This window comes from Agrobacterium fabrum str. C58 (assembly GCF_000092025.1).
GTDB classification, from domain to species: domain Bacteria; phylum Pseudomonadota; class Alphaproteobacteria; order Rhizobiales; family Rhizobiaceae; genus Agrobacterium; species Agrobacterium fabrum.
Window position 1 is genome coordinate 17,582 of sequence record NC_003064.2, and the last position, 18,890, is coordinate 36,471.

General features: G+C 52.1%; 15 protein-coding genes and 2 pseudogenes. 6 read left to right on the forward strand and 11 right to left on the reverse strand.

The features are described 5' to 3' along the window. Positions 1–87: 87 nt before the first annotated feature. The 6 genes from ATU_RS24035 to ATU_RS24060 form a co-directional block, all read right to left on the reverse strand. Complete coding sequence (locus tag ATU_RS24035; RefSeq protein ID WP_162180339.1) at positions 88–753, reverse strand: hypothetical protein; 666 nt, start codon at positions 751–753, stop codon at positions 88–90. A 49-nt stretch (positions 754–802) separates the two neighbouring features. Beyond that, entirely contained in the window at positions 803–1,627 is an 825-nt protein-coding gene (locus tag ATU_RS24040; protein ID WP_010974282.1) for a DUF2971 domain-containing protein, read from the reverse strand. Between the two features lie 25 nt (positions 1,628–1,652). Next, positions 1,653–2,423, reverse strand: coding sequence for a Qat anti-phage system TatD family nuclease QatD (gene qatD, locus ATU_RS24045; RefSeq protein ID WP_010974283.1), 771 nt, complete (start codon positions 2,421–2,423; stop codon positions 1,653–1,655). Beyond that, entirely contained in the window at positions 2,420–3,754 is a 1,335-nt protein-coding gene (qatC, locus tag ATU_RS24050; RefSeq protein ID WP_010974284.1) for a Qat anti-phage system QueC-like protein QatC, read from the reverse strand. The genes qatD and qatC overlap by 4 nt, the downstream gene beginning before the upstream one ends. Further along, on the reverse strand, positions 3,751–4,296 hold the full coding sequence (locus ATU_RS24055; RefSeq protein ID WP_071241530.1) for a hypothetical protein: 546 nt from the start codon (positions 4,294–4,296) through the stop codon (positions 3,751–3,753). The genes qatC and ATU_RS24055 overlap by 4 nt, the downstream gene beginning before the upstream one ends. 350 nt (positions 4,297–4,646) lie before the next feature. Continuing rightward, on the reverse strand, positions 4,647–6,545 hold the full coding sequence (locus ATU_RS24060; RefSeq protein ID WP_010974286.1) for a KAP family NTPase: 1,899 nt from the start codon (positions 6,543–6,545) through the stop codon (positions 4,647–4,649). A gap of 301 nt (positions 6,546–6,846) precedes the next feature. Here ATU_RS24060 and ATU_RS24065 point away from each other — a divergent pair, with 301 nt between their 5' ends. Together ATU_RS24065 and ATU_RS24070 are read left to right on the forward strand one after the other, a co-directional pair. Beyond that, complete coding sequence (locus tag ATU_RS24065; protein WP_010974287.1) at positions 6,847–8,580, forward strand: ATP-dependent nuclease; 1,734 nt, start codon at positions 6,847–6,849, stop codon at positions 8,578–8,580. After that, the gene (locus tag ATU_RS24070; protein WP_035257825.1) at positions 8,568–10,310 is read left to right on the forward strand and encodes a UvrD-helicase domain-containing protein; all 1,743 of its coding nucleotides are present in this window, start codon (positions 8,568–8,570) and stop codon (positions 10,308–10,310) included. The genes ATU_RS24065 and ATU_RS24070 overlap by 13 nt, the downstream gene beginning before the upstream one ends. Before the next feature lie 48 nt (positions 10,311–10,358). On the opposite strand, the gene ATU_RS26790 is transcribed toward ATU_RS24070, so the two are convergent. Further along, a complete protein-coding gene (locus tag ATU_RS26790; protein ID WP_197970167.1) occupies positions 10,359–10,604 on the reverse strand; it encodes a helix-turn-helix domain-containing protein in 246 nt (81 codons plus the stop codon). Between the two features lie 105 nt (positions 10,605–10,709). On the opposite strand from ATU_RS26790, the pseudogene ATU_RS26795 reads away from it, so the two are divergent. Continuing rightward, positions 10,710–11,123 (forward strand): annotated as a pseudogene (locus ATU_RS26795) (hypothetical protein); the annotation flags it as partial. A 162-nt stretch (positions 11,124–11,285) separates the two neighbouring features. On the opposite strand, the pseudogene ATU_RS24080 reads toward ATU_RS26795, so the two are convergent. Then, a pseudogene (locus tag ATU_RS24080) lies at positions 11,286–12,172 on the reverse strand (IS3 family transposase); the annotation flags it as partial. 170 nt (positions 12,173–12,342) lie between these two features. On the opposite strand from ATU_RS24080, the gene ATU_RS24085 reads away from it, so the two are divergent. Together ATU_RS24085 and ATU_RS24090 are read left to right on the forward strand one after the other, a co-directional pair. Continuing rightward, entirely contained in the window at positions 12,343–13,113 is a 771-nt protein-coding gene (locus tag ATU_RS24085) for a hypothetical protein (protein WP_010974293.1), read from the forward strand. Positions 13,114–13,273: 160 nt separating this feature from the next. After that, the gene (locus ATU_RS24090; RefSeq protein ID WP_010974294.1) at positions 13,274–13,816 is read left to right on the forward strand and encodes a hypothetical protein; all 543 of its coding nucleotides are present in this window, start codon (positions 13,274–13,276) and stop codon (positions 13,814–13,816) included. A 60-nt stretch (positions 13,817–13,876) separates the two neighbouring features. Here ATU_RS24090 and ATU_RS24095 read toward each other — a convergent pair whose 3' ends face one another. The 3 genes from ATU_RS24095 to ATU_RS24105 all read right to left on the reverse strand — a co-directional run bounded on the left by ATU_RS24095 (position 13,877) and on the right by ATU_RS24105 (position 17,159). Further along, a complete protein-coding gene (locus ATU_RS24095) occupies positions 13,877–14,995 on the reverse strand; it encodes a restriction endonuclease (protein WP_010974295.1) in 1,119 nt (372 codons plus the stop codon). 195 nt (positions 14,996–15,190) lie between these two features. Further along, entirely contained in the window at positions 15,191–15,952 is a 762-nt protein-coding gene (locus ATU_RS24100; RefSeq protein ID WP_010974296.1) for a hypothetical protein, read from the reverse strand. Between the two features lie 31 nt (positions 15,953–15,983). After that, positions 15,984–17,159, reverse strand: a complete 1,176-nt coding sequence (locus tag ATU_RS24105) for an SIR2 family protein (RefSeq protein ID WP_071241511.1) — start codon at positions 17,157–17,159, stop codon at positions 15,984–15,986. A 791-nt stretch (positions 17,160–17,950) separates the two neighbouring features. Here ATU_RS24105 and ATU_RS24110 point away from each other — a divergent pair. After that, positions 17,951–18,847, forward strand: coding sequence for a hypothetical protein (locus tag ATU_RS24110; protein WP_010974299.1), 897 nt, complete (start codon positions 17,951–17,953; stop codon positions 18,845–18,847). Positions 18,848–18,890: the final 43 nt, after the last annotated feature.

The window sequence follows — 18,890 nt, forward strand, 5'->3', positions numbered from 1 at the left end:
TCGGATTCTGGCATGCACAATAGGCCTGCCGACTTCTATCACGAGATAACTTCCGGCGACGGGCCCGCTAAAATTCCTGGGTTCGAATCAGGCGCGGCGGTAGAGACCATCAAAAGTGACGCCACTCCCATACTGCCCCCCTGTATCCTCCTCCCGCACTTTGAGGTGGCCGTCATCTGTGAAAATGACCTCTGTTATAGCCGGTTCACCCTGTAGCACGATCGAGCGCCGAACGAATACCAGGGAACTTTCGTGAATTACTTGCGAGAAAAATTCTAGCGTGCCCATGTTGGGCCCGTATCTGTTTGAGGTGCCAAAGTAAGCAACGCCTGACACGAAATAGCGGGCTTGACCATCGATGGTATCGGGCAAAGGAATGATTTGAAGCTCAGCAGGATTCTCACTGCTGCCCATACGAACCCACTGACCCGCGTAAGGATCAGACGCGGGGAGTTCCAACACGCCGTAGTGAACCTTCTGAGATAGCGCTGACCCTAACCATTCCATCAGCTCTTCTTTGTACCTTTTGACCTCTGCGATTTTGAAGCCTTTGCTTTGCGACGTTGTAGTGTCGTATCCGTCATGGTGCTCCAGACAAAGGAATGCGAGGTTCGGGATGGTGTGGTTTGAATTATTACCGTCGAGATGAGCAATTTGCCCTGGCTTTACGTTTGTATCGCGATTCAGCGCGAAGCAGATGCAACAGCGCCTTCGACTATCGAGCAAAACTGCTGTTTCGATTTCGGTAGGCATCCTTGTCCGAGCCATCGTTTTCCTCATTTCGGTGATTCACCAATGACGCTTAAGGACGGAAAGGAACGTCAGATGTTCTGACCTTCACATTGTACCCATGTGCATCCAGAAATGCCTTGATACTTTTCGCGGTCAATTCTTGATCGGATCCGGGTCCGACAAGGACCGACTTGATAGGTAGTGGCTCCTCTGCGTTGCCGATAACGATGTATGGGACCATCTTGTTTTCTGATATGCGAAAGGAAAGGTCTTCTTTCAGAACTTTCTTCTGTAGGACAAACCGCCACTCCCGCTCATCTCGAAATCCCCAGTGCTTGAACCGTGGCAGTAATCCCGAAACCCTACTTACAAGCTCGTTGTAACGCAGGGAATCGTTGCGGTCCGGGGAGGACTCTTCCAACTTGGCAAGCTCAGCAAGTTCGCCGACAAGCTCGTTTTTTAGTCTGCTCGCCGTAGAAATTCTGGCATAGATAACTTTCCTTAGCTTTGCGTGGTCCTTTTCCAAACGTTTCGCCAAAGCTTCTCGGTCGAAGGTCACACTTACGCCTTGGACGTTTCCCCCATAGCCCCGCCATTGGCTCAAGTTGTCGTCGTCTCCACAGAAGCACGCTACGAATGTGTCAGCCTTCCGACCATCTCGAAGCTCATCAAAGGCTTCGCGCAACATCGGTGCCCAAGCCTTTTGAGCTTTTCGCGATGATAGTAACCCGATCGCTCGCTCCGAAGCATCGAGAGCGTGTATCAACTCCGCTCGATCGTTCAAAAATGATGCGTTAGACGCCCACAGCGAACCCGATGCCACAATTCCTTTCAGGCCCTCGAGCGTTGTGTAATGGCTGAGTCTCTTCGGCGGGACAGGTGCTTTTTCAGGCATTTTCTCTGCTTTTACTCGTTGGATTTTAGCAATTACCGACAAGCTTCGCGGCCGCTCTGCCTTGTTCGGTCGCGTTGATCAACTCCCGAAAATTGGCACTGACTACCTGGTCGACGCCAACCGGCGTCGTTCCCCAAACGTCTGCGATCGCAGGGAGCGCCATGGAAACGTCCCATGGCATAAGCGGGCGGTCGACATCTGTCGCGAAAGGTCCATCCGTTTCTGTCAGGAGCCGATGGCGAGGCATGGAAGCCAGAAGCTCTCGTCCCTTCCTACTTCGAAGCATCGCAGGTCCGACACTGAACCAGCACCCGAGTTTGGCCGCTCGTTCGACCTGTTGTTTCGATCCACTGAACCAATGAAGGATCGGCAGGGTGCCATGGCCGTTCCTCTCGATTTCGTCCAGGACAAGCGCCGCCGCGCCGCGCGAATGAATGGACAGGACTTTTCCGCCCAGTTCACTGGCCCGTGTAAGAAACCTCGCAAAGACCTCTGTTTGAAGCTTAATACTGGACTTGTGGGGAGGAGAGCCGTCAATGCCGATCTCACCGACATATTTTGTCTTCGCCATAAGCTTGCAAACATCCTCCACCTCGCGGTGGCGCTCGGCTACCAGTTCGGGATGTAGACCTACTGCGACCCTTATACGTTTTTTACCCTCGGTCATGCGTATGTTGCCAAGGAATGCCTTTGGAGTCGTGGTGACAGCGATAACGAACATGCCACGCTTGTCGGCTTCCGCAATCACAGTTCCAGGCTTTGGGTAAAGGTCCAGGTGGCAGTGTGTATCGATCATCGCAGTCCGGTTAGTTTCAGGAAATCTCCGATCTCCTTTAATCCCTCTACCGCGACGTTTCGATAGGCTTCAGCATCAATTCCTAAATGCGATGTGGTGATGTGCGCCCCGGTCCATCGGCGCGGACCATTGCGTTCAACGAAATTCAACGCAGTCAATGCCTGCATCACGTCATCGTACTCCGCGAATGCCTTGCCGTGGAAATCGTTGTTCACCCGCCCATGAACCAAATCTTCCGCTTTTGGATGAACGTAGACGGTTTTATCTGCGTCGAGCCGTCCTGCCCATTTCAAGAAAGACGACCTGCGGACCAAACAAGGCAAACATCTTCCGCAATGAGTGTAGATGCGTCCGGCTCGGCCGCAGCTCATTGATTCCGAGGCCAGCTCTATCAGGAGCTCTTGATTTTTGGACCCGAGCATCATCGTGCCCTTGGTCTTGAGCTGGTGATGGTTTCGAAGGCGAATTCGCAGTTCGAGGCTGTCAAACAAACCCTGCAACATTTCGATGAACTTGGGATGTGTCGTCCGAGTGCTGAGACTACCGCGCCGCAACGTCGTCAAGGGAATATTGAGACTGATAAAGCCGTTCTCTGGCGTATGCAGGTCGACCACTTCGCCATCATTGTAGCGGTCCAGTAGTGTGACGGCCAAAGCAGCGAACGCTATGAAGACAATGGAGCGCGGTCGCTGAGAAATTTCAGCTGTCGCCCCTGAGGTTCTCGGGTCAGCGTTCAGAGAGAGCAATCTGTTTCCAGCGCCTAGCCTGCTCGCGAATTTTTCCTGCTTAGCAACATCACCTCTGACGCGGTTCGACACGTATACGGGTTTCTCCAGGCCGTCTGCCTCCATGTCGATCGCCCCGATCAGACTGTCGAGACCGCCGGACAACAGTGCGACGCAGGTTTCGGGACGCGATCCGATAACCTGTTTCGGCGGGCGTGGGTGGTATCCGCCCTCAACGAACCTTAATGACCAAAAATCTCCGGTCAGGAAGGAGAGCATCTGCTCGATCTGGTCGCTTAACGACTGCCAGCGACCGGGATCGCTGACCGCTACCGTGAGATCGATCTCGCGGGTCCATCCGTCGGCGCTGGTTTGCAATCGATTTACCAGGCGATCCGCGCCAACCACGCCCAGAGCCAAAGCTGTAAAATCCCATGCTAGGGTCGATGGCGAACGTCCTGCCCATTTAAAAAGCTCGTTCGACACCGATAGACCGGCATGCCCAGAGGATCGACTAAGGGCTCCCAAGTCACCTTCGAAAATACTGATCCGATGATCGACACCTGAGGGCGTCGGTTGCTCAGGACGAAGCGCTGCAATTTTCATTCGAGATAGCTTTCGAAAATGTCCATGACCTGTGAGGTGACGGATTGGGCGATGCTTTTTGCTGTACGCCGACTGACTTGGCCACCGCGTTCCTTGAACTTCGTGTACTGGGCTCGATAAGCCTCCCGCATGAAATCGCTGATTTCCTTGAGACGATCGTTGGCAAGACCAGCGTTCCCGTGCGCAGCACGCTGCAGTGAGGCTCCGATATCGGCGATGATTATGTTGAAGGCGGACATCGCGAGCGTGCGGACGTAGCACTCTTCGATTAGCTCGCTAGGCAGGTTGGTGATATCGGCAGTCTCGTTTTCGCTGAGTACAGAACTAACGGCCTCGGCAACCGCCTCCCTGACGCCCGCGTCATCGAGCGAGACATCACCTGGGTTAACCGCATCGGCAATACGTTCCGCGATCTCCGAATGCGGCAGTCCTGCCAACGTTCTCACGTCCAGGGATGGTGCGTCAGCCGCATCCGCCTCTGCGGATGCTCCCCCGGAAAGGATATTGTACACGCCGCCAGCGGCCGAAGAGGACTTGCTCATCCTTCGTGCGGCAGTCCCTGATCCGCCATATCCTCCGCGCACGTAGTTGCCGAGAGCATTGCGCAGGCTCCGGGTATCACCTGTCTTGGCGAAGTTTCCAACGGCCCGGCGGGCGGACGTGAAACGACGCGGAGGAGCCTGTTCGGCGGGAGGTTTTTGGTCGGGCTTCTTTTCCGGATTTGGTTGATCCGGGTTTCGATCCGGTGGCCGTTTTGGAGCAGATGGTGATCCATCGCCAGGCGCAGTGAGAGGCGGAGCCTTAGTGGGCGGTGATGGAGAATCCGGGGCAACCCAATTGGGAACCAGAGGGACGTTCTTTCCCGGGCCAGTGCTCGTTTTTGAAGTGCCCATTATTTCTTCACCTTCATTTCTTGGTTCAGGGCCTTCGAAAAGGGAAGGGGAAGGTCGGTCCTTTTCGCCAGGTTAACGATGGCTTTTTCCCCCCATTCACGCGCTCCAAGCCTTGGAACGATCGGTGTTTTCAACGCTGATGAAGGACGCTCGACGAGAAAATTGACCAATCGTTCGGCTTGTGTTGCGTCAGCATCAGCCATGGCCTCTAGGGCATATAGAATGCTGGGTGTGCCCCATTCGCTCTCGCTGTTGGCCTTGTCGAGCAAGCTTGTCATGATAACAGAGCGTTCCTCGGGACTCACCGTCGTGAAAGCTTGTTTGATTGCTTGAGTTGCGGGAATCTTGAGCGTGGAAAGCTGGCTGAGAAGCTCGGTGGCAGCTTTGGAAAGCTTGTTTTCGGCGGCTAGAATAGGAGCGCTTTCTCGACCAACATGAAGGGCTCCACGGAGGTCAACACCGCCAATGTCTGGCGGCAAGCGAAGCCAGTCTTGAATGAGGGCTGCATCCTCGCTCCACCCGGTGGGCCATCGTTTCTCGTCAATAACGTTCCCGGCTCTGACGTCCGTTTCCAGATCGCGAAGCTGGTCGGATTTGCCGTCGGGCGCTGTGCTAATTAGTTCGGCCAGCGCATTGAATGACGTTGCCGAGGCAAAGCGCTCAAAGAGCATCATCTTGGCGAACATCGCGTCGTTCACTGAGATATTTTGGACTTTGGCCAAGCTGCGTCGGATCGAGAGCGTGTTCATGAAGCGTTTGATCAGGCGCGGGTTGCCGTTCACCTTGGGCGAAATGATCATCTGACGAGCCAATCGGTCCGCAAGCTCCAGCTCTGAAGCCAGCGCCGGAGGGCAATTAAAAATCAGCTTCTGGACATACTCGGCATCGACTGCCTTTCCCTGCCAACTGCGAGCCAGTTGCTCATTGACCTTGATCCGAATTATTTCCTTCTCGGCGGGTGGAATGCGGCTGCTCTCGACAAATAGCAACATAAGGTAGGCCTTCACCTCATTCGTGCCGAGCGGCGGTACTCTCAGTGGAACTTGAATAAGTTTGTCGAAATAGCTGATGACGATGTCGTCATCGACCTTGGTGCCGGGGAAATGCACACGCACGGCTTCTTTGATCATCTTGTCGTCGGCGGCGATAATGAATGCGGTCCCCTTCATGAACAGGAACAGACGCATCGCTTCCAATGTACCGATAACAGTCGGCGGAAGACATCGGTCAAGATCGTCGACGAAGACGACGAGCGTGAGGTTCAGGTCTTCTAGAAGCTCTTCAAATTGCTGCCGTATGGCGTGGATCATCTGGGGTGGGGTCTGCCGTTCTTCGGGTTTGAGGAGACCCTTGGCAGCGCCTGACTGCTCTTTCACAGCCGTTTTAGCCGCTTCAACATCATCTTCACTGACGTCACCGTCGGTGAGCCGGTCGAATAGATTTTTCCCCGATCGAGCCAGCGCACCAACGGGCATGCCGGTATAGGCAGTCACCGCAAGCTCGCCGAGCATCCAGATGCCACGAAAGACATCGATCCGCTTCAACAGGTTCATGCCTTTCTGAACGCTCGTTTGCTGCTGTTTGGCGCGTATCATTAGGGCGTTGGCAATTTCCTCCATCAGCGCAGCTTTGGCATCATCATGACCTTGGTAAAGCCAAGCGTTGAAGTTGACGAAGAGCAGGCTCCTCGATCCCGCCTCATGGCCCTGTGACTGAGCGATACGAGTTCTTAGGTCCGCCTCGATGAGTTTGACCATCGAGGATTTTCCGACGCCCCACCCACCAGAGATGCCGATGCTCAATGCTTCCCCGTTGGCGTCCAAGATCATCTGAGAAATGAGCTTAGCCATCACATTGAAATTTAGAAAATCACGTCCTGTCTCGACGTCCGCCCACATACTCGCGCCCCCGTTGTAAAGCGAAATTTACTCTAGGTTAAAGTGAACTCAATAGGCTTGAAGAAAATTTCGATGTTACAACCAGGCAATCCACAACTTGTACGCGTCGCGGTTCAATATCCTGGGCGATTAACTCGGAACCGTAGCATTAGTTCTATGTTTCATAGTGACGATTTCACGTTCTTGTCAGTGGAGTCTTTGGTATAGGAACCGCTCTACAAGCCGTGATGCTGCCGTGAGAAGTACACTTGTAATTGTGTCGTCCGCCCGTCACTCTTCTGCAACCGGGCTGGAGATTCGCGTGCACCTTGCATCTTTGAAAATTAAAAACTTCCGTCGATTTTCTGAAACGACGATCAAGTTCAAATCTGGCCTCAACGTGATCGTCGGGCCTAACAACATTGGCAAGTCAGCCGTTGTCGACGCGCTTCGCTCGCTCCTTGCCGGGGCAGATGATCCTTATCCAAGGTTCACGGTCGACGACATCCATGTTCCCAAGCTTGGAGAGGCGAGCGGCGATATCGTATTTGAGTTCATTTTTGATGATTTGGACGGGAATGATGAAGCTGACTTTATCCACGCTCTGCGTGAAAAGCCGGATAACAAGCTCGAAGCCGTTTTGAACGTCGCGTTCGGTGATGCGGACAAATCAGGCCGACTACGACCCCGACGTTGGTGCGGAGCGTTCGAGGAAGTCTCCATGTCATCGTCAATGCTCGATAACCTTCGAAGTGTGTATTTGCCGCCATTACGTGATGCAGAGCAGGGACTGAGGCCGAGCCGCAACAGCCAGCTCTCGCGACTGCTACATCTCCTTACGGATGAGACCGGCAAGGAGGAAGTTGCCCTCCATCTCAAAGACCTAGACGCGAAGCTAAAGGAACTCCAGGTACTCAAAGATGCTCAGTCCGCTGTCTCGGGTCGGCACGAGACAATGTTGGGCGAACGACTTGCTCAAGTGCTCAATGTCGGCTTGACCGGCAGCGATTTTAGCAAATTGGCCGCCCGGCTATCTCTCCTGGTCGATACCTTCGAAATCGAACGCAACGGCCTTGGATACAACAATCTAATATTCATGGCGGTGGTTCTCAGCGAACTTTCTAAAAACGCAGAGGCGAGCTTTCGCAGCCTAATCGTCGAAGAGCCTGAGGCACACCTGCACCCACAGCTGCAAGCGGTTTTGCTGAAGTATCTTTCGAGCATTCAGAATGGTGTCGGCGAGCGGGATGTGCAGGTCTTCGTGACCAGTCATTCGCCGAACTTCGCAAGTATCGCCGATCTGAACTCGATTGCATGCCTTTACGAGGTGGACGACAATGTCGCGAGCTTCCATCCTGGATCGGTCAATTTCGCGAAGGGTAAGAAGGAGAAGCTCAAGCGATATCTCGACGTGACCAGAGCGGAGTTATTCTTTGCCCGGCGCGTTATTTTTGTTGAGGGTGCGGCTGAGCTGCTGATGGTCAATCTCCTGGCGACCAAGGCTGGCTTCGACCTGAGGAACCACGGGATCAGCCTGATCAGCGTAGAAGGCCTGAACTTCGATTCGTTCATGCCTCTGTTTGGTGAGGCAGGGATCAAAATTCCTGTTTCCGTCATCACCGACGCCGATCCCCAGATTGAAGATGCCGGCGGCAAAAAGACTGCGCATTACCCTTCCAGTACCGAGGCGATAATTGTGTCGGACAACACAAAATCGATGAAAGCACTCGAAGACAAATACCTGAAAGTTTTTCACGGTCAGAAAACGTTCGAGTATGATTTTGCACTCGAAGACCAAAATCGACAGGCAATGCTGGATGCGCTTGAAGACATCCATCCGGTCATAGCCAAGAATCTACGGGACGTCGTTGCGGCAGAACCGGACGACGCCGCGAAAGCAAAAGCGTTATTCCGTGGCATGTTTGAGCGGGAACAGAACAACGTGCAGAAGGGCAGGTTCGCTCAGACGCTTGCGGCAAAGATCGAGGATGAGGGACTGCCAATCGTTGTGCCGCCGTACATACGCTTTGCTGTGGAGCATGCATGTCAGCCGTAGAGGAACTCTCGAAGGCCCAAGAGGAGGTTGTGGACCTGCCAGCGGAGCCGTTCGTCGTCTCGGCATGTGCAGGCAGCGGTAAGACGAAAACGGCTGTGCATCGCGTTGCAGCGATGCAGAATCGATTGACCGACCGGATAGGGCGCATCCTCCTGTTATCGTTTTCCAACGTGGCAGTGGAAACGTTCCAGCGCGAATATGGAATGTTGGTCACTAACGACAAACGACGGATAGGGCCCATCGTCGAAATCGACACGGTCGATGGCTTTCTCACCAAAAACCTCCTGAGACCGCACGGCCATCGCGTGATGGGCTGCGATAGGTGTCCATTCCTCGTCGATGGGCGCGAGCCGTTCTTGAAACATTTCACTGTGTGGGACGGTTCTAAACCTGCACGGACTGCCGACCTGCGGATCACCATGGACGGAGGCAAGTTTTCCTTCAGAGTAGGAAAGTGGGCCGGGACGGCGATTTCCCGAACGCCTGCAGTAGAGGCTTTGGAAAAGCTCGGAGCAGTTGGAGCTTATACGCATGAAAGTGCCCGGTACTGGGCGTACCGTCTGCTCAACGAAGTCCCCTTCGTTCTGCGAGCCATAGCGCGTCGATATTCCCATATCCTGGTCGACGAAGCGCAGGATATCGGAACGATCCATCAGGCGCTCCTTGAGAAGATTTCGGATGCCGGGGCTGAACTCTCGCTGATTGGCGACGTCAATCAGGGCATTTTCGAGTTCACCGGAGCGACTGGAGATTTCCTTGGAAATTATCATAGCCGAGCTGGGGTGACCGCGAAGGAATTGAACCGAAATTTCCGATCGGTGCCGTCGATAGTAAAAATCGCAAACCAGCTGTCCGGCCGAAAAGATGAGCCGGATCGAGCCGCTCCTGATGAGCTCAGTGGGGCGTTTTACATTGCAGTCGATCACGACAAGCGCGATGAGGCGCTGCTGCGGTTCAAGAAGTTTCTTGATAAAGGTAGTATTTCGCAGTCGAAGGGAGTCGTCGTCTTTCGTTCAAGCGAAGTCTTCAACACTTGGAGCGGGCCAGGCGATCCCCAAGGCCAGGGCGTTATTAAGTCTTTCGTGGCCAGTGCGAGATGGAGAGACCAAGCCAAGCGTTTTGACCAAGCTTTTTCACAGGCGTGTGCGGGGATAGTAGGTCTATTGGATGATGGCCACGGAGACCTGCTTTCGCTGATCAAAGGACAGGCGGTCTCTCAAGAGTTGCGCGGCGTTCGCCGAGAGATTTGGAATTTCGTGAAAAATCCTGCCACGGGATTGCCCGCATCGAATCTGGATGCGGTTAAAGAATGGCATCCCCAGTTGGTGGTTCGAGTGAAAGCTCTGTTGGGGCGTTTGGAAAAGCAGTACGGCTTCGTTTCCGGCGATAACCTTGGGAACCGCCTTAAGAAAACGGCGTTGCCGAACGGACCACTGGTTGAGGCTCCGGAAGGCGATGAGCCTCAGAATCTCCAATTCAGGCTTTCCACTGTTCACAAAGTTAAGGGCGAAAGCCTCGACGGCGTCATGTATGTCGCCAGTAGGAGCAACATTGAAGAATTTTTGGCGGGGACGAAAACCGAAAACGGTAAGATCGGTTACGTTGCACTGACCAGGGCGCGCAACGTCTTTGTGCTCGCGGTACCTTCCGACGCCATCGCGGCGCTAAAGCCGCTCCTAGATGCGACTGGATTCCAAGACGGGGACGTCTGCGCGCTAGCCGGTGCATGAGTTCGCTTGAACACAGGTTTTCTGGCTTTACCTCGACTAACCTGTCAATCAGCACGGAACACCCACCCCTTTACTTATCCAATTTTCACCCCCCTGTAGGCGATCAGCGCTTGGCCTGCCCGGCGCTCGCCGGGGTTGCAGAGGGTAGGCCGAGTGCGGGTGATGGGTTTCTTCGGCTTGGGAGCGCAAAATTTTGCGCACAGTATTGCGAGAAACATTCAGCTCTCTGGCGATCTTCTTCACCGACCAGCCCTGAACATGGAAGGCTCGTCGGACATGGGCAATCGTATCCACTCTCTTCAACTCCCTACTCCATCCGCTGTGAAAAGCCGGATGGTCGGATGGAATCCAGAGGGGGTCAAAATTGGATAAGTATCACCCCGCCAGAGGGGTCAACATTCCATGCTTAAACACACCTTGTGCGAGGTGGCGCTCGACCACGGGATCGAGACATTGGTATCTAACTACGAACCCCATTTGAAGCGACTCTATGAACGCGCCGGCGCGGAACTAGAGGAGCTTGGCCGAGCAACGGGATTCGGACGGTTTCCCGTTTGCTGCGGCATATTCGAGGTCTCCGCCCGAATTCTCAGGCAGATGCGAACTAAACTGGAGGTGTCCGAGCCTCTTTACCGACGCAGCCATCCTACTCGACGGCAGACGGGCCAGCCGACAGTTCGTGGCGAAAAGCTTTCCGAACGTCTGCAAGCTGATATCAGCGATATTCAGTCGGACCAGCCGGATCCAGTCCAATCCCGCTCTCTTGTGATGGCGTCCTGGCCCAGTCCCAGATCTTCCACGATCAACCCGTGAAGGGTCCGCTAGCGAGCTGCGGCCGCTTGGCTTCGCCTGCGCGGTGATCGCGCCCGGGACCACGCCTTTTTAGGAGCCATCGAGCGGGAATTGGCCCGCTCCCAGATGGAGCCTTCAATTTCACATGATCTCACGCTCGCACAGTCCCACGCCTTCCAGCTTTGCTGCGAACCGCTTTTCGACCGCCTCCAGCATCATGTCGCGCACGTCAGAGCCGGAGATGCCCGCGTTGGCGGCCGCCGTCCAGGCGATGATATCCCAGTCGAAAGCGTCGATGATGAAGGCGAGACGGATGACCTCGCCGTTCCAGCAAGTGAACTCCAGCCCATCCGAGCACCAGCGCAAGTTCGAGCGCACGACCATCACCTTGCCGTCGTGGAGGCGGCCCTTGCGAACGGCTGTGTGCTTCTCGAGCAGCATCGCGTGGTTGCCCATAATGCGATGAACCCGTTTAGCGTTGACGACAGGCTTATCGGCGGCTCGCCCTTCGCGATTGAGGAGCGCGGCGATCCGCCGATAGCCATAGGTTGGCATTTGATCCACCAGCCTGCGGATGATGGGCAAAATCTCTGCATCCTCGACCTTGTTGTATGGCCCACGCGGCTTTGATTTGCCTTTCAGCCGCTCGATGAGGTTGGATCGGGAGACGCCCAGCGTGTCTGCGACGGTCTTCATCGCGAACCGTCCTTCGGCAACAAGATCGGCCGCGATATCCGTTTTTTTGGTAAGGGCTTCGCGGAGGATTCGACCTCCATCGTCTTGCGACTGAGCATGCGCTCCAACTCCCGGACGCGATCCTCCAGTTTCTTCACTTCCGAATTCCCGACAACCGGCTCGTCAGAATCCACGGCTGCAGCACCTCCCTCGCTCAAGAGCCTGCGCCACCGATAAAGCAAATTGGGCGCGACGCCATGACGGCGAGCGGTCGAAGATACCGTCTCGCCGGGTAAGAAACTCTGCTCAATGATTGTCAGCTTTTGCTCGGTTGTCCACCGCCTGGGGCGAACATCACCCGTCAGCAATTCAACGTGTCGATACTCGTTAGACATAAGCCTATAACCAAGCCTGTGCTTGAGCCTTTCTGCTTATGCAGACTGTCCGGTCGAAATGGGGGGCAGTTCAAAAAGATATAACCGAAGCAGTGAGCAAACATACGCTGTGGTTGACAACAACTACCACTATAGGTTTCGCTCAATATCGACATTCACAGGATCAGAGCATGGCATCCGCACTCGCTGAATATTTTACGCTCAACTACATTGGGTTCACTGTTGGAGTGCTTTCAGCACTATTCTCAATTTACGCCTACGTTCGTACACGCGAACGTTTCGGTATGACATACCAAGCATTCGATGAAACAATCGTCGGAGGTGAAAGCCCAACTCTATTCGATGACAGGATTGAAATCCGGTTTGACGACATGGTGATAGATCGTGTCAACAAAACTACTTTTTGGATTTGGAATAGCGGAAACAAGACAATAAACGTCTCGGACATTGCGCTACATGATCCCCTTGTTATTGCTCTCCCACACGGGAGCACGATCCTACAAATGAGTACTCGGAGTAAAACACTGGCGAATGCAGTTCGCGTTAATCTGTTCGCATCAGACAGGGTTTTTCCAACGTTTGACTTCCTTGATCCCAATCAGGGGTTTGTATGTGAAATTCTGCATACAGCAGAGAAGAATTCTTTGAGTTTGCAAGGCACAATCAAGGGCGGCGGAAAAATCTTAAACTATAAAGACCGCGACTCTTGGCTGAGCATCTTATCCACTCTGCCGAAAGTGTTTGTAAATTTTGCAGGGATGGGTTTCACCGTTCTGGTAGCAAACTTAATCACATCGCCAATCCCGAGTAATTACGAATTGCTAAAACCGTTGCTGTTCGTAACAATGTTCATTGTTTTGGCTGGATCGTTTTTCGCCGCCGTCGATAGGCTCCTTGAAAGAAGAAAAAAACAAGTCCCGCCATACTCACTAAACGACTGAGCACCCTTGGATGCGTCGGAGTATTCGAATGACCTGTCCGCTCCCCATTCCGATCCTCTAGAGGTCCGCTCAACGCTTTAGCAATCGCTGCTAGCGTACCTCTATCAATTGCCGTTGACAACTCAAGGCAACCAAAGATGCGTCAGAAAGACCAGAATGAATGATACCGAACGCACCTACGGATAATCTCTACAAATTCGTCACTGTATTAGGCGTTGCGCTAATGATATTCTGCGCATGGTCGTCAACCGAAGTTGTTAAGCGCGTTGATGAAGCAAACGTTGATCAAATAATCCGAGAGATTCGAGACGGAGTGGATCAAGCCGCAGCAGAGGTAGACGCGGCCACGCTGAAAGAGCATGCCAGCATCCCCAGAGATCAGTTGACGGCTGAACAAAATACATTGATCAACGAGGCACTTGAACGAACAGTGGAACGTTTAGGTGTTTTGGTAAAAAATATGAAAGATGATCTGCGACCTACGATGCGCTTGCAGCAGAGCAAGAGCGAACTATTAATGTATCGGATTGGCGCTGGTTTGGGTGCTGTGATTGCCGCAATCGGCATCGCTGCTTGGTATTTCCTGCATCAACGTTATCAAGACGCCATCCTGCGTCGTCAGTTCGCCACTAGTTCACAGGCTGCCATTGTTGAAGCCGAGCGAGTACACATAGCACCTGTCGACCATCTCAACACGCGGTGACGGCCCCTAAGAACACGGACCTTAGTCGAGCAAAATTCTGATCGTTTTGTCGCTACATACTTATCGAGCCAACGTTGTAAGAAAATCATCGATTTTCTCCGCTAAAATCGAAATAACTTCCTCATTGGCGATCTTCCTTTCGAGCATTTTGATCAGTTCGTCCTGCGTAATCATTATGATCAATTTACCCATCTCTCTCAGAGCACCCTGTCGAGCATGCAGTGCACCTTTGTTCTCTCCCTTTCTGGCGATAAGAATTGCCACCGAACGCAAAGCGTTCGTGAATAGGTATTTTTCAGTTGAATAGATCTCGGATTGGCTGATCTGCCTCGGATAATTCTTAACCTCGAAAACAACGTAACGAGAGCGAAAATCATCACGCAACGAGTTCCAGAAGGGGTTTTCTGATTTGATACTCGCTATGAAGTCGAGCCTATGGAAGCCATCCGATATTCGATGCTGATCTTTAAATTCACCAAAATCTTCTTCGAACAATTCCTTTATCGCCTCCAAGCACAAACGCTCATATGCTCTTGCCCCCTTTGGTCCAGCGCGAGATTCCTCGATTCTTTCAATAAGATTCCGAATTCGGCTAGTAGTTTGCTCATACTCTTTCTGATGAGCGCGCTTTGTATCCTCAACGTTTCTTATCTCAACCCCTTCAACCGGCGGGATTGTTGACACAGATGGAGGAGTTGGCGAACAATTAAATGGGTCGTTTTCACGCGCAGAGTGAGGCGAGGCCGTTTCGAGCCTCGACACTCGCATGAGTTCAATTAGGTCTCTGTAAATTGCATCAAACGGTGCGGATAAAACGAGAAGGTCGTGGATATCAACGATTTCTATTCGACCGTCTACCAAAGTTTGATCTCTAAGGGTCTTAGGTACCGCTATCGACAAAACTAATTTTCCTCTGGAAAGTCGGCGTTTATCTAGCGCGTCAGTTAATTGCGCGACCGCACCTGTCATAACCCGGCTTGACGGCGTTGATGCCCTGTAAAATTTAACCTCAACACCGATATCCTCCCTGCCATCGTTCATGACGAAATCAGGTGATCTAAAAATGTCGTTCGCATGAATTCTGTAGTCTTCCGCCTTCTCTACAAGACGGTTTCCGTTCGCCTCGTATAGTCTTTCAACAATTTCTTCGAACCGCGTGTAAAAGGTTATATTTTGCATCGAATCCCCAACCCCAAATGTTCTCAGATTTTCTATCAGAGGGTTGGAGCGCAGATATAAAGATTATTTTGCTCAAAGGGGGTGTATGCACTTCATTTTTGCCCTAATCGTCGAAGCAGACGCACAACTTGGCCGGTAGGTTTGCAAGCACCGGCTGTTATGTCGCTGTTACTTGAACGTCCGAGTGGCAGGAGTTTAACCGTATACCTTTATGCTGTCTGGCAGTTTTAGGTATGACTTGAAACGTTCATACAGCGGTGTCTCACGGAGATTTTCGTATAGCGTTACTCTGCACTTAGTTTCTTCGTCGTAGGCCTCCAGTAACGCATTCTCGTCCTGATTTGACCAAGACTGCCTGTTTCTCTTTGGCTCGTTCTGAGCAATGAAGCCCAATTGCATTCTAAGACGAAATGAAGTTTCAAGAAGAGACAAAATCCACTCCTGAACATCGTCGGGGTAGACAAATTGGGCATCATAAAACGCCAACTTCAAGTTCACTAACGTATCGTCTGTGACATTTGCCATCAACTCCTCTCCAGCGGCCATCAATCTATCAAAGACTAACTTGCGCTTGTCATAGAGGGCAATTTTGTGGTTCGTCTGGATACTTGCATAGTTCAGGGCCGCTTCTTTCAGTCTGGCCTCTTCGTTTTTCCTACTGTCTTCAATCGCCAATCGAAGTTGTTCGCGCTGCAGAAAGTAAGTCGCAGCCAGACCAATGAATGCTAGGGGAGCAAAAACGCCTGCTAGGAAATCGCCTAGTGTACTCAGTCCTGCGCAATCGGTCAGCCTCTTCAACAAGATGCCCGAATAACCATCGTCACCACAGATGTCCTGCAAGGTATCCAACTGAACAACCCGAAGCACGATCAAAATCAATGCAATGAGAATGACGGCTCCAATTATCGTCGCCTTACGACCAACGACATGACCATATGAATTAGTGTTGTCGCTCAAACCCTGCCCCGTTGACTCAGTGTGAAATCATTTACTTGATATACGGTGAGTAGCGCTCGACCTTCGAAACCATTCCGCGCATTTCCTGTTCCAGACGGATATACCGTTGAATGAAAGAACTAAAATTCATGTCGTGTATTCGGAACAACTCAGCACAGCCAACGCCAAACTCTAAGTTCACGCGGCTTAACCAGCCTCTATGTTCTGGCTCATCTATAAAAAGGTCGAGGATTCGGCGCGTCAGTGTTTCTTTGATCTGTGGATAGAGACCAAAACAGGTTGCATATATATTTTTAGGGTGAGCGCTGCCGTTAAAACGGGTCTTCACTCGCAATAAATCCAAGTTCTGATTATTGAAGCCGAACCCTAAGAAAATCAGGTTTTTGCACTCTGCAATTGCCTCGTGGATGCTCCACACCTTGGTCGCATCGTGCGCTTGTTCCGTATATGTGTGAATGTGGTCCGCGATCAAAGAGATCTCTTTGGGTTGGTGTAGAGCCGAGCCAAAGCCCAGACGATCCTTTCCGGGACTTCCTGACACCAACGCCAGTTCACCAAGATAACCGTAAGGGTGAATGATCTTGATATTATTTTTTACGACTCTTAGCGCGGTCTCAATAGATATTCGGTAAGCGTCTGCGATTGTTTCTGCCAGATACACCTCAATGCAACGATCATAGTTAAAGCAGATTATGGTGATGTCCTTGCCGAGATCGTTGTAATCTGCCACTCCATCTGAAAGTATTCGGAAAAAGTGGCCGATCCACGTGTAGTCTGGATTGATGAGTTTCTTTCCAGCGTTCTCAAGCACCAGATTTGGATCTCCCGCGAACTCGGGCCACGTCAGCGTTGAGAGAGAAGAGTTGCGTTCGGCCTTTAAGACCTCCAGTGCAATAAGAACCTTGCCCCAATATGAGATGTTCGCGTCTGCTCCGTGTCGATGAATGAATGCGTCGATACTGACGGCAGTTTGTATGCCTTCGTGGATGTCGTGGAGGGCTTTTTTTGCCGCACTCTCTTCAGCGCCAACCTTACATTTTGTGTATAAAAGTTCTCGCAGCAGTCCGTGGCTTGGGTTATCGCGATCATCGCTCTCAAACATCGCGGTCTTCTTGATCTCCGCAGCAAGACCCGATCCCACAGGTAATCCGAACTCGGCGCTTGCTCCAGCACCGATTACGAACGTTGTCTTTTCTCGGAAAGCCATTGCGATCTATCCTGCCCCGCTTGAACGCATAGTCGCGAGAAACCACGCCAACTGCAACCAATTACCTGGCGCCTCCACAAGCAAGTTTGAATTGTTTCTCTAAAGAGCCATTTCGAACGAAGGCTACGGGCTTCACTGAAAGTGAAGGATTTAGGTAAAATTTTACCGTTATAAGCAACGTATTTGCAATATATCTGAATACTCCAAGTTTTTATTAGCGATACATTCCGACAAATCTATGGTTAACTCAAATTAATACTTGTAATGTGTCATCGGCTGTGAGGGAAACGATTATCGGCTTAAACGTGGAGGCATCCAATGTGGTGTCTGTCACACTCAAGGCACGGCAGGTCACATACGAGTTCGTTGCGCGTCTTTGCGACGCAGCGGTCAAGTTGGGACAGGCCATCCTTCCACATCCGTTCGAGGACCGACCTGAACTGAGCATCGTAATGGCTGTGCTTCCGAGATAAGCCTGCGGACCATGGAATGATCGAGCCCGAAACGCAAACCAACCTCTCGGTAGCTGTGCTTGCCGTCGCCGTGATACGACACGACCTCCTGCTTGAATGTGCTGCTGTATTTGGACATGCAAAACCCCCGAAGTTGGGTGTCCAACTTTCGGGGGTCAGTTCATTCGCCAGGGCTTTTTCTTTTTATGGCTTCGATATAAATCGTGAGCGTCCGGCGAGCGCAATTTCGGGTGATCGGGGATAATTCGATCCTCATCCACAGAGAATCATGATCTATAAACGCGCAGACACCTAAACGCACAACTTCCGGAGACCAAGATGGGCAGCATGCAGGACGCCGGACATGACGGTCTACTCGTCCACTTTGCCTGCCCCAATTCCGATTGTCTGAACGTTCTAGAACATCATGTTACGGATGCAATCTTTGACTTTACGGTCTTTGACCTTTCGCTGGATCGGCATTCAGACGGCATTGGCCACGCGGAAACAAAGATCGTCTGTGAAGACTGTCAGCAGGAAATTGAGGTGGTCGTTCTCGCAACAGCGGTTGGCAAAGAGGTCGCCGTCAAAGGCTTCCCACACATACTAGTTGAGTTCGCAGACAACACCTTTGAACAAAAATATGGTGACTTTCTAGCCGACTACAAACCGGAAGATCCATTCGGCGTTTACAACGCGACCGTCAAAGAACTAGATGATCTACACTACGGTTCAACGATATTGCCAAGTGCTCAACGTGCATTCAACAAAATGATCTCGCTCCAGCATGTTATTTCACTTGAGGCGTACTTGAGCGACCGGCTCATCAAGATCGTCACCAACGATAGCGACAAACTGCTTGCGCTCGTCGGTGCAACCCCCGCCCTTCGGAACAATCAACCTAAACTTATCGACATCGCCAAGGACCCCAACTATGTGGCGACTGCAAGCAAGAACTATTTGCAGCGTTTCTCGTTTCACGACTTAGCCAGCGTGGCCGTCTTTTACAAAGCCGTACTGAAAATGAACTTGTTTGAGAGCGAAAATCACGAGAAAGAAATGCTAGACATTATCACGATGCGGCATGACCTCGTGCATCGCAGCGGGCGCGACAATGATGGAAAAGATGTCGTGATTGACGACGAACATATCGTGATCCTTAAAGACCTAATGAAAGCCGTCGTTCATCGAGTTGAAGCGGCATATACAGCGTATATCCTTGACAATAAGGCTTAGTCATCCCGCTCCGCACTGCTGACTTGTAGCGCAGCGTACTCCA